Origin of the sequence: Pseudomonas delhiensis, assembly GCF_900187975.1 — a bacterium.
Lineage (GTDB): Bacteria > Pseudomonadota > Gammaproteobacteria > Pseudomonadales > Pseudomonadaceae > Pseudomonas > Pseudomonas delhiensis.
In genome coordinates this window covers 61,594-77,608 of record NZ_FZPC01000012.1, presented here as the reverse complement: position 1 = coordinate 77,608, position 16,015 = coordinate 61,594, and the positions used below count along the sequence as shown (strand labels likewise).

The 16,015-nt window shown below is 67.4% G+C and carries 17 protein-coding genes; 13 read left to right on the top strand and 4 right to left on the bottom strand.

Annotated features, from left to right (window positions below):
* The first annotated feature begins 149 nt into the window (after positions 1-149).
* From CHC02_RS12665 to CHC02_RS12650, 4 genes are all read left to right on the top strand, one after another.
* On the top strand, positions 150-1,280 hold the full coding sequence (locus CHC02_RS12665) for a TIGR03364 family FAD-dependent oxidoreductase (RefSeq protein ID WP_089391813.1): 1,131 nt from the start codon (positions 150-152) through the stop codon (positions 1,278-1,280).
* A 99-nt stretch (positions 1,281-1,379) separates the two neighbouring features.
* Positions 1,380-2,399, top strand: coding sequence for a transporter (locus CHC02_RS12660; protein ID WP_089391812.1), 1,020 nt, complete (start codon positions 1,380-1,382; stop codon positions 2,397-2,399).
* A gap of 344 nt (positions 2,400-2,743) precedes the next feature.
* Positions 2,744-3,982, top strand: a complete 1,239-nt coding sequence (locus CHC02_RS12655; RefSeq protein WP_167364765.1) for a glutamine synthetase family protein — start codon at positions 2,744-2,746, stop codon at positions 3,980-3,982.
* A gap of 192 nt (positions 3,983-4,174) precedes the next feature.
* Positions 4,175-5,518, top strand: coding sequence for an MFS transporter (locus tag CHC02_RS12650; RefSeq protein ID WP_089391810.1), 1,344 nt, complete (start codon positions 4,175-4,177; stop codon positions 5,516-5,518).
* A 36-nt stretch (positions 5,519-5,554) separates the two neighbouring features.
* On the opposite strand, the gene CHC02_RS12645 is transcribed toward CHC02_RS12650, so the two are convergent.
* The 4 genes from CHC02_RS12645 to flgA all read right to left on the bottom strand — a co-directional run bounded on the left by CHC02_RS12645 (position 5,555) and on the right by flgA (position 8,043).
* Complete coding sequence (locus CHC02_RS12645; RefSeq protein ID WP_089391809.1) at positions 5,555-6,304, bottom strand: flagellar brake protein; 750 nt, start codon at positions 6,302-6,304, stop codon at positions 5,555-5,557.
* Positions 6,305-6,394: 90 nt separating this feature from the next.
* On the bottom strand, positions 6,395-6,862 hold the full coding sequence (locus CHC02_RS12640) for a flagella synthesis protein FlgN (RefSeq protein ID WP_089391808.1): 468 nt from the start codon (positions 6,860-6,862) through the stop codon (positions 6,395-6,397).
* Between the two features lie 40 nt (positions 6,863-6,902).
* Positions 6,903-7,220: a flagellar biosynthesis anti-sigma factor FlgM gene (gene flgM, locus CHC02_RS12635; RefSeq protein ID WP_089391807.1), complete on the bottom strand. Its 318-nt coding sequence runs from the start codon at positions 7,218-7,220 to the stop codon at positions 6,903-6,905.
* A 133-nt stretch (positions 7,221-7,353) separates the two neighbouring features.
* Positions 7,354-8,043, bottom strand: coding sequence for a flagellar basal body P-ring formation chaperone FlgA (gene flgA, locus CHC02_RS12630; RefSeq protein ID WP_089391806.1), 690 nt, complete (start codon positions 8,041-8,043; stop codon positions 7,354-7,356).
* A 138-nt stretch (positions 8,044-8,181) separates the two neighbouring features.
* Between flgA and CHC02_RS12625 the strand changes: the two genes are divergently transcribed.
* The 9 genes from CHC02_RS12625 (at position 8,182) to flgH (ending at position 16,010) form a co-directional block, all read left to right on the top strand.
* The gene (locus CHC02_RS12625; RefSeq protein ID WP_089391805.1) at positions 8,182-9,114 is read left to right on the top strand and encodes a chemotaxis protein CheV; all 933 of its coding nucleotides are present in this window, start codon (positions 8,182-8,184) and stop codon (positions 9,112-9,114) included.
* Positions 9,115-9,224: 110 nt separating this feature from the next.
* Positions 9,225-10,031: a protein-glutamate O-methyltransferase CheR gene (gene cheR, locus CHC02_RS12620; RefSeq protein ID WP_371921145.1), complete on the top strand. Its 807-nt coding sequence runs from the start codon at positions 9,225-9,227 to the stop codon at positions 10,029-10,031.
* A 552-nt stretch (positions 10,032-10,583) separates the two neighbouring features.
* Positions 10,584-10,991, top strand: coding sequence for a flagellar basal body rod protein FlgB (flgB, locus tag CHC02_RS12615; protein ID WP_089391803.1), 408 nt, complete (start codon positions 10,584-10,586; stop codon positions 10,989-10,991).
* A gap of 5 nt (positions 10,992-10,996) precedes the next feature.
* Positions 10,997-11,437, top strand: coding sequence for a flagellar basal body rod protein FlgC (gene flgC / locus CHC02_RS12610; protein ID WP_089391802.1), 441 nt, complete (start codon positions 10,997-10,999; stop codon positions 11,435-11,437).
* 16 nt (positions 11,438-11,453) lie between these two features.
* A complete protein-coding gene (flgD, locus tag CHC02_RS12605; RefSeq protein WP_089391801.1) occupies positions 11,454-12,155 on the top strand; it encodes a flagellar hook assembly protein FlgD in 702 nt (233 codons plus the stop codon).
* A 27-nt stretch (positions 12,156-12,182) separates the two neighbouring features.
* On the top strand, positions 12,183-13,490 hold the full coding sequence (gene flgE, locus CHC02_RS12600) for a flagellar hook protein FlgE (RefSeq protein WP_089391800.1): 1,308 nt from the start codon (positions 12,183-12,185) through the stop codon (positions 13,488-13,490).
* A gap of 193 nt (positions 13,491-13,683) precedes the next feature.
* Positions 13,684-14,427 (top strand): flagellar basal-body rod protein FlgF, encoded by a 744-nt coding sequence (gene flgF / locus CHC02_RS12595; protein WP_089391799.1) that lies wholly within the window; start codon positions 13,684-13,686, stop codon positions 14,425-14,427.
* Positions 14,428-14,473: 46 nt separating this feature from the next.
* Positions 14,474-15,259, top strand: coding sequence for a flagellar basal-body rod protein FlgG (flgG, locus tag CHC02_RS12590; protein WP_009620838.1), 786 nt, complete (start codon positions 14,474-14,476; stop codon positions 15,257-15,259).
* A gap of 58 nt (positions 15,260-15,317) precedes the next feature.
* Positions 15,318-16,010, top strand: coding sequence for a flagellar basal body L-ring protein FlgH (gene flgH / locus CHC02_RS12585; RefSeq protein WP_089391798.1), 693 nt, complete (start codon positions 15,318-15,320; stop codon positions 16,008-16,010).
* Positions 16,011-16,015 lie beyond the last annotated feature (5 nt).

Sequence of the window (16,015 nt, the reverse complement as noted above, 5' to 3'; positions counted from 1 at the left end):
CCTCTCCCTAGCCCTCTGCAGCGTTACCGTCATGGCGCTCCTCCTGAGGTTTCAGGCGGGCTCCGATACCGACCCACGCACCGAACAGCCCCCTCTCCCTTCAGGGAGAGGGTTGGGGAGAGGGGCTCTTCGATCCCAGGAATCCACTCATGTCCCAGCAAAACACCGACATCGCCATCGTCGGCGCCGGCATCCTCGGCCTGTCCCACGCCTACGCCGCCGCCCGCCGCGGCCTGCGCGTGCGCGTGTTCGAACGCAGCGCCACGCCGCTCGGCGCCTCCATCCGCAACTTCGGCCAGGCCCTGGTCGGCGGCCAGCCGCCGGGCGTCATGCTCGAGCTGGCTCGCGCCAGCCGCCCGCTGTGGGCCGAGTGGGCAGAGCGCGCCGGCTTCGCCATCCGCCGCAACGGCTCGCTGCTGTTCGCCCGCACCGAGGCCGAGGAAGCGCTGCTGGAAGCCTTCTGCGCCGGCCGCGCCAAGGAACACGGTTACCGCGCCGAACTGCTCCGCGGCGAGGCCCTGGACGCCCTCTACGACGGCGCGTTCAGCCAGCACCGCGCGGCCCTGCACAGCCTCGACGACCAGCAGCTGTACTCCCGTGAGGCGCTGCCGGCGCTGATCGACTGGCTGCGCCGCGAGCTGGGCGTGGCGTTCCATTTCTCCACCCTGGTCCGCGACGTCGAGCCGGGCCTGCTGCGCACCACTGCCGGCGAATTCCGCGCCGGGCAGATCCTGGTCTGCTCCGGGCACGACTACCAGACCCTCCTGGCCGACCAGTTGGCCGCGCTGAAGCCGCAGGTCTGCCGCCTGCAGATGCTGCGCGCCCGCCCCGAGCGCGACCTGGGCCTGGGCCACGCGCTGCTCACCGGGTTGAGCTGCGTGCACTACGGTGCCTTCGCCGACCTGCCGGAGGCCGAGGCCATCCATCGGCAGATCCGCCGCGAGGCACCGGCGCTGGAGGCTCACGGCATCCACCTGCTGATCAGCCCCACGCCCTACGGCGAGCTGATCATCGGCGATTCCCACGACTACGGCAGCGATGCCGCGCCCTTCAACGCCGAAGCGGTGGACCGCCTGCTGCTCGACCTGGCCGAGGACACCCTGGGCATGCGCGTCGAGGTGGTCGAGCGCTGGCAGGGCGTGTACGGCGCGCGCGGCCCGGCGCCGTTCTCGGTGCTGCAGGTGGAGGCGGGAATCAGCGCGGTGCTGATGCACACCGGCGTGGGCATGAGCATCGGCCCGGCGCTGGGCGAGCGGACCATCGCCGGGCTGTTCGGCTGAGGCGCCCGTCATCGCCCTGTAACCGGACCGTCACGCCGGGCTGCTAAGCAGGAAGGTCGCCGGCCCGGCCCAGGGCGATGCCACCGTCAGCGAGCGCGCATGAACCAACGTTTCACCCAGGACCCCTGGGATTCCGACCTGTTCGGGCTGCTCTACGGCTTCCGCTTCCACCCCGGGCAGCGCGGCCAGGAACTGGACTCCAGCGCCGCCCTGCGCTGGCTGGAGGCGCCGGGTGAGGGCGAGGACTTCGTCTGGCTGCACCTGAACCTGGCCCACGCCGCCTGCGAGCGCTGGATGAAGGGCCACCTGGAGCTGCCCGAGACCTTCTTCGAGACCCTGCGCGAGGGGTCGCGCTCCACGCGCATCGAACACGTCGACGCGGCCCTGCTGGCGGTGGTCAACGACGTGGTGTTCAACTTCGGCAGCGTGTCCTCGGACGTGGCCACCCTGTGGGTCTGCGCGCGCCGGCGCCTGCTGGTCACCGCGCGCATGCAGCCGCTGCGCTCGGTGGACCGCCTGCGTTCCTCGGTCAAGCACGGCGAGTGCTTCCGCTCGCCGCTGGAGCTGCTGGTGCACCTGCTGCGCGACCAGGGCGACATCCTCACCCAGATCGTCCGCGAGACCACCGTGGGCGTGGACCGCATCGAGGACCGCCTGCTGTCGCAGAACCTCTCCGACAACCGCGCCGACCTGGGCGCCATGCGCCGCGTGCTGGTGCGCCTGCAACGCCTGCTGGCGCTGGAGCCGGGCTCGCTGCTGCGGCTGCTCAACCGCCCGCCGGAGTGGCTGCAGGAGGCCGACGTGCGCGACCTGCGCCAGGCCACCGAGGAATTCTCCCTGGTGATCAGCGACCTCACTTCCCTGGGCGAGCGCATCAAGCTGCTGCAGGAAGAGATAGCCGCGCAGCTCAACGAACAGAGCAACCGCACCCTGTTCACCCTGACGGTGGTCACGGTGCTGGCGCTGCCGATCAATATGGTCGCCGGCTTCTTCGGCATGAACGTCGGCGGCATCCCCCTGGCGGAGGACCCCCACGGCTTTTGGCTGCTGGTGATGCTGGTGGCCAGCTTCACCCTGTTGGCCTGGCGCTGGGCCTTCCGCAAGCGCAACGACGGCTGACACCAGCGTGGGTGGACGCCCAGGCTTGGCCGTGGCGTTGGCGGCAAGGCAGGTGGGGCGGTGGACAACCGTGAACGGTTATTCGCCCTACGCCAGGGCGGCCCTTCGCATGAGGGCGTTTTCGCTCATGGGCGCGGCGTACAGAAATTCCCTTCATCCACCTGCTTGAAATATCGAACGACCGGTGCGTATTTTGTACGGGTCGCACAGCCTGTGCGGCCGTATTACAAGGATAAGAAGTCATGACTAGCGAAGGACGCAGCCCGCTCGCCGAGCGCCTGGCTGGAGTCGAAGAGATCGAATGCGTCACCCCCGACCTCAACGGGGTGCCGCGCGGCAAGGTGATGACCGGCGAGGGCTTCCTTTCCGGGCGGCGCCTGCAGCTGGCCCGCGGCGTGCTGCTGCAGTGCATCATGGGCGGCTACCCGCCGGCGCGCTTCTACGGCAGCGACGACGGCGATCTGGCCCTGGTGGCCGAGCCCACCCAGGTGCACCGCCTGACCTGGAGCGACACCCCGCGTGCCCTGGCCATCTGCGATGCGGTGGAGCTGGACGGCCAGCCCTCCGGCCTGTCCAGCCGCGGCCTGCTCAAGCAGGTGGTGGCGCGCTACGCCGAGCATGGCTGGCAGCCGGTGGTGGCCACCGAGCTGGAATTCTTCGTCTTCGCCCCCAACCCGGACCCGCAGCAGCCGTTCCAGCCGCCGCTGGGCCTGGACGGCCGCCGCGAGATGGGCCACTCGGCGTTCAGCGTGTCGTCCAACAACGGCCTGCGCCCGTTCTTCGAGGACGTCTACCGCTGCATGGCCGCGGTGGGGCTGGAGCGCGACACCTTCATGCACGAGATGGGCACCAGCCAGTTCGAGATCAACTTCCTGCACGGCGACCCCGTGCTGCTGGCCGACCAGACCTTCCTGTTCAAGCACTTGCTCAAGGAGGTGGCGCTCAAGCACGGCCTGCTGGTGGTCTGCATGGCCAAGCCGCTGGCGCACACCCCGGGCAGCTCCATGCACATCCACCAGAGCGTGGTGGACGGCGAGGGCCGCAACATCTTCAGCGACGCCGAGGGCGAGGCCACCCCGGCCTTCCGTCATTTCATCGGCGGCCTGCAGGCCTGCCTGGCCGACTTCACCCTGCTGTTCGCGCCCAACGTCAATTCGTTCCAGCGCCTGTGCCACCCCTACGCCTCGCCGAACAACGCCTGCTGGTCCCACGACAACCGGGCCGCCGGCCTGCGCATCCCGGCCAGCCCGCCGGTGGCGCGGCGGGTGGAGAACCGCCTGGCGGGCGCCGATGCCAACCCCTACCTGGCCATCGCCGCCAGCCTGGCCGCCGGCCTGCACGGCATCGAGAACGAGCTGGAGCCCGGCACGGCGATCCAGGGCGAGTTCGAGGTGCCGGACGAGCTGCTGCTGCCCTGCACCATGTACGACGCATTGCGCCGCCTGAAGCGCAGCGAGCTGGCACGGCGGATGTTCGGCGCCGAATTCGTCGATGGCTATGCGGCCAGCAAGGAGATGGAGCTGACCAGCTTCTTCGACGAGATCACCCCCTGGGAGCGGCGCGTTCTCGCCGCCCAGGCGTGACCTGCGCGGGGCCCGCCACGGCGGGTCCCGACCGCCGGCTTTGCCGTGGACGACGCCTTCCACCGCGTACCCGTCATGGGGCTCGACGCGCCCCGCGCCAGGCTCTAGGCTGGTAGCGAACGCCCGCCTTCGCGCGGGCGTGCTTCGTGTAGTACGGCGGCGTCCTGCCGCCCGTCTTGGACCGGAGGTCCGATGCGGATTTTCACTGCCTTCCGTGCGCTTTACTTCGCCACCCTCACTTTGCTCACCGGCTCCGGCCTGCTGAGCACCTACCTGGGCCTGCGCCTGGCCGCCGAGAAGGTCGACGGCCTGTGGATCGGCGCCATGATGGCGGCCTACTACCTGGGCCTGGTGCTGGGCGGCAAGATCGGCCACCGGCTGATCGCCCGGGTCGGCCACATCCGCGCCTACGTCGCCTGCGGCGGCCTGGTGGTGGCGGCGGTGCTGGGCATCGGCCTGACCAACTGGCCGGCGATCTGGCTGTTGCTGCGGACGCTCATCGGCCTGGGCATGATGTGCCAGTACATGGTCATCGAGAGCTGGCTCAACGAACAGGCCGAGGCGCGCCAGCGCGGCGCGGTGTTCGCCGGCTACATGGTGGCTTCCTACCTGGGGCTGGTGGCCGGCCAGCTGATCCTGGTGGTGCACCCCGGGCTGGGGCCGGACCTGCCGATGATGATCGCGCTGGCCTTCGCCCTGTCGCTGATCCCGGTGTCCATCACCCACAAGGTCCACCCCGCGCCGCTGCACCCGGCGCCGCTGGAGCCGCGCTTCTTCATCCGGCGGGTGCCGCAGTCGCTGACCACGGTGCTGGTCTCCGGGCTGGTGATCGGCTCCTTCTACGGCCTGGCGCCGCTGTACGCCACCGAGCAGGGCCTGAGCGTCGAGCAGATCGGCGTGTTCATGGGCGTGTGCATCTTCGCCGGGCTGCTGGTGCAATGGCCGCTGGGCTGGCTGTCGGACCGCTACGACCGCGCGCTGCTGATCCGCAACGCCGGCATCCTGCTGCTGGTGTTCGCCCTGCCGTTGGCGGTGCTGCCTGCGCTGCCGATGGAGGCCATGGTGCCCATGGGCTTCATGGTCTGCCTGGTGCAGTTCACCCTCTATCCGCTGGCGGTGGCCTTCTCCAACGACCACGTCGAAGGCGAACGGCGGGTATCGCTGACCGCCATGCTGCTGGTCACCTTCGGTGTCGGCGCCTGCGTCGGCCCGCTGGCGACCGGCGCGCTGATGCGCGCCTTCGGCCCGAACATGCTCTACGCCTTCGCCGCGGCCTGCGCGCTGATCGTCATCTGGCGCGTGCGTCCGGAAAAGGTCACCGGCCTGCACCGCGTCGACGAGGCGCCGGTCAAGCACGTGCCCACGCCGGACAGCCTGGCCAGCTCGCCGCTGTCGGCGGCGCTCGACCCGCGGGTGGCCGACGAGACGGTGGAGGAGCAGATGAAGACCACGCCGGCGCCGGCTACGCCCGAGGCGGCCACCATGGCCGGGGCGGCCGGCGTGCCCGAGGCGGAAGAGGAAAGCCGGCCGGGGTAGGGCGGGGGAAGGGAAGCGCCCGCTGGCTGGTGGGCGCTAGAACAGCTCGTCCTTCTCGAAGCGCCGCGCTTCGCGCTGCAGCTGGTAGACGAAGCGCTCGATGTGGCGCTGCTCCAGGCCGCTCATGCGGTTGAAGCGCAGCCCGGCGAAGCTCGTGTTGACCTTCTCGTCGAAGTGCACGTGGCGCAGTTCCACTTCCACGGTGATGGCGCCGAACGGCAGGCGGGCGGTGAAGCGCTCGTAGAGCTGGCCGGGTTGCAGGCGCTCGTGCACGTCGCCGGCGAAGCGCACCTTGCAGCCGGTGGCGGAGATGTCCAGCAGGTTGCCGGTCAGCGCGGCCTTGAGCTTGTCGCCGGCCAGTTCCACGGTGACCGGCTGGGTCTGCTTGAGGGTGGCGCGGTAGGCGTTGCGGCGCTGGTGGTAGAGCATTTCCGGCGGCATCGGCAGCCAGTAGCAGCGGGCGCCGTCGAGTTCGCTGAACTGCGCGCCCTGCTGGCATTCCCAGGCGATCCGCACGCCTTCGTGGAAGGCTTCGATGCGGAAGTTCTCGCCGTTCTGCAGGAAACGTTCCCCGTCATTGGGAATCAGTTCGTCGAGGGCCACGCGGTTGCGCTCGCGGTCCACCGCCACGACGAAGCTCTGGAAACGCTGGTTGCGCTCGGCGAAGCTGACCACCAGCGGGTCATGGCTGTCCATCAGGATTCGCAGGTTGGCCTGGATCTCCACGGCCGCCTTGAGCGTCTTCGGCGGTTGCGGGCCATTTTCCTCGGCGAACGGGCTTGCCACGGTCCTACGATCTCCAGATGTATTTATTGTGGGAATTTTCTTTTGCAAGGCGATGGCATTCTGCCGCATCGCCTGGCCGGGCGCCAGGGCTCAGGCCTGGCTGAGGGGACGTTGGCGGTTGCCCTGGGTCGCGCCGCCGCGGCGGTCGTAGAGGCTGGGCGTGTCCTGGCCGCGGAGGATGTCCAGCAGGCGCCCGGTGGCGTGCTGGTCGTTGCGGATGACGCGGCCGTTGCGCAGGTTGGCCTGCTGGCACTGTTCCAGCAGCGCCGCCAGGCGCTCGCTGAGTTCGACGGTGGTCGGCGCCACCTTGCCCTGCGCGGCCAGCGCGGCGAGGCCGGCGCGGTCGCTGCTGACGCCGGCCTGGCGCAGCGCTTCGCTGCGCTGGCGGCCATTGCGCTCCAGCTGCTGGAGCAGCGGCAGCTTGCTTTCGAGCAGGCCCTGCAGGCGCTCCAGGTCACGCGCCTCGAGGGCGTGGAATTCATCCTCGATCAGCTGCAGAAGGGCCTCGGCGGCGCCGATATCCTCGGTGATCAGGTGGAGCAGGCTGGCGTTCGGCATGGCGGCTCGGCGTTCAGGGCGTCCTTGGAAAACCCCGCGCTCAGCGCTGGGATTCGAAGTCGAGCAGTTTGCCGGCGACTTTCTGGCTGTCGACCTGGTAGCTGCCATCGGCGATGGCCTGCTTGAGCCGCGCGACCTTTTCCGAGTCGACGACGGGTTGGTCTTTCAGCTGGTCGCTGGCTTTCTGCAATTGCTGGGCGGTGCTGCTCAGTTGCACGGACTCACCGCTGCCAGTGGCCTGCGCGCTGCCGGCGCTTTCGCTGCCGGCGGCTTCGCTGCGGCCGGCCTGGGGCTTGCCGGTGCTGCCGGTGGAGACCGGCGCGCTGGCATTGTTCAGCCGGTTGAAGTCGATGACCATGGTAGTGAACCTCTGCGGGTTTAGGACGCTTGCCTGTAGGTTTCGGCTGACATCCAGAAAACTTTAGGGCGGTTTTTCGTGCACCTTCGCACAGTTTAGTGAAGGCGGGCGCGCCAGCGCCAGACTTCCGCCGCTAGAGCGTGACCTGCACCGCGCCTGGTTCCACCACCCGGGCCCTGATGATGCGCTGCGAACGCAGGTTGCGCACGCGTATCTGCTCGCCGGGCACCCCGTCGGCCATGGCTTCGCCGGGCATCACCACGTTGACCGTGCCGGTTTGCGCGCGGATCACCACCTGGTCGCCCTTGCGCACTGCCGCGGCCTGTTCGAGGAACACCGGGGCGAGGATCTGGTCGCTGACCGTCGGTCGCTTGAGCTTCTGCCCGACGGCCTGCTGCGGGTCGGTCAGGTAGCCCTGGCTGAGCAGGCCGATGTCGCGCTCCACCAGGCTGATGTCGCCCGGCTCCAGCACGTGGTCGCGCTTGAGCGGCAGGGTGGTGACCACTACCTGGCGGAACAGCTTGACCTGGGCCGGCACGTACACCGACCAGGGCGAGGAACCGTCGCAGCGCACCAGCACCGAGACGCGTCCCACGGGCTGCGCGGGGCTTTCCAGCGACTGCGTCAGGTCCTTGTCGCAGGCCGCCAGGCGCAGGCGCGGGTCGATGCGCGCTACTTCTATCTCGTAGCGCGCGTCGATACCGCTGCGTTGCAGATAATCTTCCACCTTGAACTCAAGAAAGCCCTGGGTGGCGCCGATAAGAATCTCGGGCGCGGTGAAGTCGTCGGCCCAGGTCGGACCCGGGGCGAATGCGCCCAGCATGCACAGCACTCCGCAGAGTGACCGGGCATGGGCTCGGGGCCGTCGGAAAAACGTCGTTGGCAGTTTCATGCCACGACTTCAAGCAAGGCTCGTGCCGATTGTCGCCATGCGCGGCACGGCGGATACGAAGGGGGCGCAATGGCCGGAGTCATGGATTCGGTCAACCAGCGGACGCAGCTGGTTGGGCAGAATCGTCTCGAACTGCTGCTGTTCCGGCTGGATGGCAGCCAGTTGTACGGCATCAACGTGTTCAAGGTGAAGGAGGTACTGCAGTGCCCGCGCCTGACCGTGATGCCCAAGTCCAGCCCGGTGGTGCGCGGGGTGGCGAACATCCGCGGCGGCACCATCCCGATCCTCGACCTGTCGATGGCCACCGGCCGTCGCGGCCTGCGCGAGATCGACAACAGCTTCGTGATCATCACCGAGTACAACACCAAGGTGCAGGGCTTCCTGGTGCATTCGGTGGAGCGCATCGTCAACATGAACTGGGAGGAGATCCATCCGCCACCCAAGGGCACCGGCCGCGAGCACTACCTGACGGCGGTGACGCGGGTGGACAAGCAACTGGTGGAGATCATCGACGTGGAGAAGATCCTCGCCGAGGTCGCGCCCACCAGCGAGGACATCTCCGAAGGCGTGATCGACGCCGACACCCAGGCCCAGGCGGTGAGCAAGCGGGTGCTGGTGGTGGACGATTCCTCGGTGGCGCGCAAGCAGCTGATCCGCTGCCTGGAGACCGTGGGCGTGGAAGTGCTCGCGCTCAATGACGGACGCCAGGCGCTGGACTACCTTCAACAGATGCTTGCCGCTGGTGGCAATCCGGGCCAGGAATTGCTGATGGTGATCTCCGACATCGAGATGCCGGAAATGGATGGCTACACCCTGACCGCGGAGATTCGCCACGATCCGCGGCTGCAGGACCTGCACATTCTCCTGCATACTTCGCTGTCCGGGGTGTTCAACCAGGCGATGGTGCGGAAGGTCGGGGCCAACGACTTCCTCGCCAAGTTCCGGCCCGATGACCTGGCGGCGCGTGTCGTCGAGCGCATCAAGGCGGCGGACGCACGCTGAGGAGGGCACTTCGGGGTAGTCTGCAACGGCCGGGGGCGACCCCGGCCGCCTGGCGTCCGGACCGGCGCCGGGCCAACTGGAAAGAGGCGTGATCGGTGACATCGACCAACATGGAATTCGAGCTGTTCCGGGATTTCCTGGAGAAGGCCTGCGGCATCGTCCTGGGTGCCAACAAGCAGTACCTGGTCGCCAGCCGCCTGAACAAGCTGATGGAGCAGCAGGGCATCAGGAGCCTGGGCGAGCTGGTGCAGAAGATCCAGGTCCGCAGCCAGCTGCGCGAGCAGGTGGTGGATGCCATGACCACCAACGAGACCCTCTGGTTTCGCGACACCTATCCCTTCGAGGTGCTGAAGAACCGCATCCTCGCTGAAATGATCAAGGCCAGCCCGGGCCAGCGCCTGCGCATCTGGTCGGCGGCCTGCTCCTCGGGGCAGGAGCCCTACTCGCTGTCGATGACCATCGACGAGTTCGAGAAGACCAACCTCGGCCAGCTCAAGGCCGGCGTGCAGATCGTCGCCACCGACCTCTCCGGCTCCATGCTCAACGCCGCCAAGGCCGGCGAGTACGACAGCCTGGCCATCGGCCGCGGGCTGTCCCAGGAGCGCCTGCAGCGCTACTTCGACGCCAAGGGGCCGGGGCGCTGGGCGGTGAAGCCGGCGATCAAGGGCCGCGTCGAGTTCCGCGCGCTGAACCTGCTGGAGAGCTACGCCACCCTGGGCAAGTTCGACCTGATCTTCTGCCGCAACGTGCTCATCTATTTCTCCGCCGAGGTCAAGCGCGACATCCTGCTGCGCATGCACGCCCAGCTCAAGCCCGGCGGCTACCTGTTCCTCGGCGCCTCCGAGGCGCTCAACGGGCTGCCGGAGCATTACCAGATGGTCCAGTGCAACCCGGGGATCATCTACAAGGCGAAGTAGCCGGGCGCCCCGCCGGGCGCACGTCCCTGCAGCCCGCTGGGCTCTCGCGACATCCATGTCGCATGACCTCCTGAGCGCGGCTCTGCGTAGGGCGCATAACGCCTACGGCGTTATCCGTCGCGGCCGTCGGGCACCGGCGTTCCGGCCAACGGCGGATAACCGCGAACGGTTATTCGCCCTACGGTCGAGCACGGACCGTAGGAGCGGGCCATGCCCGCGAATCGCGCGCAGGGCGCGCTCCTACAGGTGGGACAGCGGTGGCGGGGTAGGCGGACCTTGTCCGCGATTGGATTCACCGGCCACGCCGGACGCCCCGGTGGCACGGACAGCTCCCTCTCCCGCTTGCGGGAGAGGGCCGGGGAGAGGGCGTAACCACTTCGAATGGGCAGAACGCTTTGCCGCCGGGCGGTAAGGCCTTGCCGCTTGCCGCGGTTTGCCGCCCTTTGCCGCTCGCTGATCATCGGCAATTCATTGATCTATAAGGATTTAACGTTTTGGCACGCACCTTGCTGAAGTGCTGGCAAGCCCACACCGGCAAACAGGTTCGTGACCATGAGCATCAGCTTCGACTCCGCCCTCGGCATCCACGCACAAGCCCTCAGCTTCCGCTCGCAGCGCGCCGAGGTGCTGGCCAACAACCTGGCCAACGCCGACACCCCCAACTACAAGGCGCGCGACCTGGACTTCGCTTCGGTGCTCGCGGCCCAGGCCGACAAGGCCAAGAGCGGCACCTTCAGCACCGCCGTCACCAACGCCCGGCACATCGAGGCCGATGGCGCGGCCATGGGCGACGACTCGCTGAAGTACCGCATCCCGACCCACCCCTCCATCGACCAGAACACTGTCGACGAGCAGGTCGAGCAGGCCAACTACGCGCAGAACGCCGTGCAGTTCCAGGCCAGCTTCACCTTCCTCAACAGCAAGTTCAAAGGCCTGATGGGCGCCCTGCGCGGAGAGTGATAGCCATGTCCCTTGCCAGTGTCTTCAACATCGCCGGTAGCGGCATGAGTGCCCAGACCACCCGTCTGAACACCACCGCCTCGAACATCGCCAACGCCGAGAGCGTGTCCTCGAGCATCGACCAGACCTACCGCGCCCGCCACCCGGTGTTCTCCGCCATGTTCCAGCAGGCGCAGAACGGCCAGGGCTCGCTGTTCCAGGACACCGACCAGGCCGGCACCGGCGTGCAGGTGCTGGGCGTGGTCGAGGACCAGAGCCCGCTGGTGCCGCGCTACGAGCCGAACCACCCGGCCGCCGACGCCAATGGCTACGTGTACTACCCCAACGTCAACGTGGTGGAGGAGATGGCCGACATGATGTCCGCCAGCCGTTCCTTCCAGAGCAACGCGGAAATGATGAACACCGCCAAGCAGATGATGCAGAAGGTCCTGACCCTGGGTCAGTAAGCGCAGAGGACGCCCCATGAGCATCGACAACACCAGCAGCACCTCGAACTCGATCCTCTCGTCGCTCAACGCCGGGTCGAGTTCGTCGTCTTCCACCTCGGAAACCGGCACCAGTGCGCTGGGCAAGGACTCGTTCCTGCAACTGCTGGTCACCCAGTTGAACAACCAGAACCCGCTGGACCCCCAGGACAACACCCAGTTCGTTTCCCAGCTCGCCCAGTTCAGCAGCCTGGAGAGCATGGAGAACCTGGATACCACCCTGGGCAACTTCTATTCCTCGTTCCAGTCGTCCCAGGCGCTGCAGGCCTCGTCCCTGGTCGGCCGCTCGGTGATCGTCAACTCCAGCAAGGTCCAGGTCGACGACCCCAGCGCCGGCGTGCAGGGCTCGCTGGTGATGCCGTCCAACGGCGATGGCGTGACCCTGAAAATCTATGACGACGACGGCGAGCTGGTGCGCACCATCGACATGGGCAGCCAGAAGAGCGGCAACATCGACTTCACCTGGGATGGCAAGGACGACAGCGGCGAGCAGGTGGCCTCCGGCACCTACACCGTCAAGGCCAGCGCCACCCTGGATGGCACCAGCACTGCGCTGACCACTTACCTGCCGGCCACGGTCAACAGCGTCACGCTGGGCCAGAGCGGCGGGGAAATGACCCTCAATCTTGCTGGCATCGGCAGTGTCTCCGCCTCCAGCATTCAGACCATCGGAAAATAACGCCGTCCTTCGGCACGGGAGCTGACCATGTCTTTCAATACCGCCCTGAGTGGTTTGAACGCCGCTAGCACGGACCTGAACGTGACCGGCAACAACATCGCCAACGTCGGGACCACCGGCTTCAAGTCGTCGCGCACCGAGTTCGCCGACCTGTACGCCGCCTCCATGCTCGGCACCGGGCGCAATGCCGTGGGCAGCGGCGTGATCACCCAGTCGGTCTCGCAACAGTTCACCCAGGGCAACCTGACCTCCACCGGCCGCAGCCTGGACCTCGCCATCAGCGGCAACGGCTTCTTCATGGTCAGTGACAACGGCAGCCGCCTGTACACCCGCAACGGCTCCTTCAACACCGACGCCAGCGGCTACATCGTCGATGGCTCGGGCAACCGCCTGCAGGGCTACGGCGTCAACGGCAACGGCTCGGTCGTCAACGGCGTGATCACCGACCTGAAGGTGGACACCGCCAACCAGCCGCCGAGCCCGACCTCGAAGATCACCTCGACCCTGAGCCTGAACTCGGCGGCCACCACGCCGACGAACGCCACCTTCGACCCCGCCGATTCCGACAGCTACAACTGGTCGACCTCGGTGGACATCTACGACTCCCAGGGCAACTCGCACACCATGACGAACTACTTCGTCAAGGACAGCAGCAACAACTGGACCATGCACACCCTGGTCGACGGCCGCTCGCCGACCGACCCGACCAGCACCACGCCGCTGACCAGCCAATTGAGCTTCAACAGCGCCGGCCAGCTGACCGGCATCAGCTCCACCGGCATGACGGTGAACGCGGACAACACCATGACTCTCACCGGCTGGGTGCCGGCGGCGATCACCGACTCCACCACCGACCCGGTGACCTGGGGCCCCAACGGCGCGGCCGGAGCCGCCGGCGGCATCAACCTCGACCTGACCAAGACCTCCCAGACCAACGCCGCCTTCGCGGTCACCGCGGTGACCCAGGACGGCTACGCCACCGGCCAGATGTCCGGCCTGGCGGTGGACGTGGACGGGCAGATGTACGCCACCTACACCAATGGCCAGTCCAAGGTGATCGGCCAACTGGTGCTGGCCAACTTCGCCAACACCCAGGGGCTGACCCCGGTGGGCAGCACCGCCTGGAAACAGTCGCTGGCCTCGGGCGAGGCGGTGATCGGCACGCCCACCTCCGGCACCCTGGGCTCGGTGGGTTCCGGCTCGCTGGAGGAATCCAACGTCGACCTGACCGCGCAGCTGGTCAACCTGATAGTCGCGCAGCGCAACTACCAGGCCAACGCCAAGACCGTGCAGACCGAGAGCACCATCTCCGACACCATCATCAACCTGCGTTGATGGCGGCAAAGGCCCCTTGCCGCAGGCGGCAGTCCGTCGCCGCCTGACGGCCATCAAGGCTCCTCCGGGAGCCTTTTCTTTTTGATTCCTCCTTTCGAATCAGCGCGTTGCGCTGATTTTTCAATTCTGGCACAGCGCTTGCTGAGGTCCCTTCAGCACCGCCGGGAATCCGACCCGGCACTGGAGGAATGCCTTGGACAGAATGCTGTATGTCGCCATGAGCGGCGCGAGCCAGAACACGCAGGCCATGCAGGCTCACGCCAACAACCTGGCGAACATTTCCACGACCGGTTTCCGTCGCGACTTCGAACAGGCGCGGGCCATGCCGGTCTTCGGCGACAGCTTTCCGGCGCGCGTATTCGCCATGAGCGAACGCCCGGCCACCGATTTCACCGCCGGCGCCCTGCAGGAAACCGGGCGTGACCTGGACGTCGCCGCCAAGGGCGACGCCTGGATCGCCGTGCAGGCCCCGGATGGCGGCGAAGCCTACGTGCGCACCGGCAGCCTGGAAATCGACGCCCTCGGCCAGTTGCGCACCGGCGACGGCTTGCCGGTGCTCGGCAATGGCGGGCCCATCGCCATTCCGCCGGAAGAGAAGGTCGAGATCGGCGAGGACGGCACCATCACCGTCCGCGGCCAGGGCAACAATCCCAACGCGCTGGCCACCGTCGACCGCATCAGGCTGGTCACCCCGGACCCGAAGCAACTGGAGAAGGGCACCGACGGCATGATCCGCATGAAGCAGGGCCAGCCGGCGCCGCAGGCCGACGCCAACGCCAGCGTGCAGTCGGGTTTCCTGGAGGCGAGCAACGTCAACGCGGTGGAAGAGATGACCTCGATCCTGGCGCTGTCCCGCCAGTTCGAGCTGCACGTGAAGATGATGCGTACCGCCGAGGACGATTCCCAGGCCATGGCGCGGGTTTTGCAATTTAGCTAATCACCAGATCGAGGCGTCATGAATCCGACGCCCGAGGAGAATCGATATGCTTCCGGCACTGTGGGTCAGCAAGACCGGCCTGTCCGCCCAGGACATGAACCTGACCACCATTTCCAACAACCTGGCGAACGTCTCGACCACCGGCTTCAAGCGCGACCGCGCGGAGTTCCAGGACCTGCTGTACCAGATCAAGCGCCAGCCCGGCGCCCAGTCGACCCAGGACAGCCAATTGCCCTCGGGCCTGCAGCTGGGCACCGGCGTGCGCATCGTCGGCACCCAGAAGAACTTCACCGCCGGCAGCCTGCAGACCACCGACAACCCGCTGGACATGGCGGTCAACGGCCGCGGCTTCTTCCAGGTGCTGACCCCGGACGGCACCGTCGCCTACACCCGCGACGGCAGCTTCCACCTGAACTCCGACGGCCAGATCGTCACCTCCAACGGCAACGCCCTGGAGCCGGCCATCGTGGTCCCGGCGGAAACCCAGACCTTCACCGTCGGCAACGACGGCACCGTGTCGGTGACCGTGGCCGGCAACTCGCAGCCGCAGATCATCGGCAACATCCAGACCGCCGACTTCATCAACCCGGCGGGCCTGCAGGCGACCGGCAACAACCTGTTCCTGGAAACCGCCGCCAGCGGCGCCCCCCAGGTCGGCACCCCGGGCCTGAACGGCCTGGGCACCGTGCAGCAGAACACCCTGGAGAATTCCAACGTCAGCGTGGTGGAGGAGATGGTCAACATGATCACCACCCAGCGCGCCTACGAGATGAACTCCAAGGTGATCTCCACCGCCGACCAGATGCTGTCCTTCGTCACCCAGAACCTTTGATGCATGACGCGGGCCCCGCGGCCCGCGAGTTAGTGGCTCTCCCCGAGAGGTAGTTGCAATGAACCGTTCCCATTTTCTCCCGCTGCTGGCGCTCGCCGCGCTGGCCGGCTGCGTCAGTCCTCCGCCCAAGCCGGACGACCCGTACTACGCGCCGGTCATGCCACGCACGCCGATGCCCGCGGCACAGAACAACGGTTCCATCTACCAGGCCGGGTTCGACAACAACCTCTACGGCGACCGCAAGGCCTTCCGTGTCGGTGACATCATCACCATCACCCTCAACGAGAAGACCCAGGCGAGCAAGAAGGCCAACTCGGACATCTCCAAGGACAGCAGCAACAAGATGGGCCTGACCTCGCTGTTCGGCAGCAAGGCCACCACCAACAACCCCTTCGGCAGCGGCGACCTGAGCCTCAGCGCCGAGTACAGCGGCAACCGCGAGACCAAGGGCGACAGCGCGGCGGGGCAGAGCAACAGCCTGACCGGCTCGATCACCGTGACCGTGGCCGAAGTCATGCCCAACGGCATCCTCGCCGTGCGCGGCGAGAAATGGATGACGCTGAACACCGGCAACGAGCTGGTGCGCATCGCCGGGCTGATCCGCGCCGACGACATCGCTACCGACAACACCGTGTCCTCGACCCGCGTGGCGGATGCGCGCATCACCTACTCGGGCACCGGCGCCTTCGCCGACGCCAGCCAGCCCGGTTGGCTGGACCGCTTCTTCCTCAGCCCGCTGTGGCCGTTCTGAGGGTG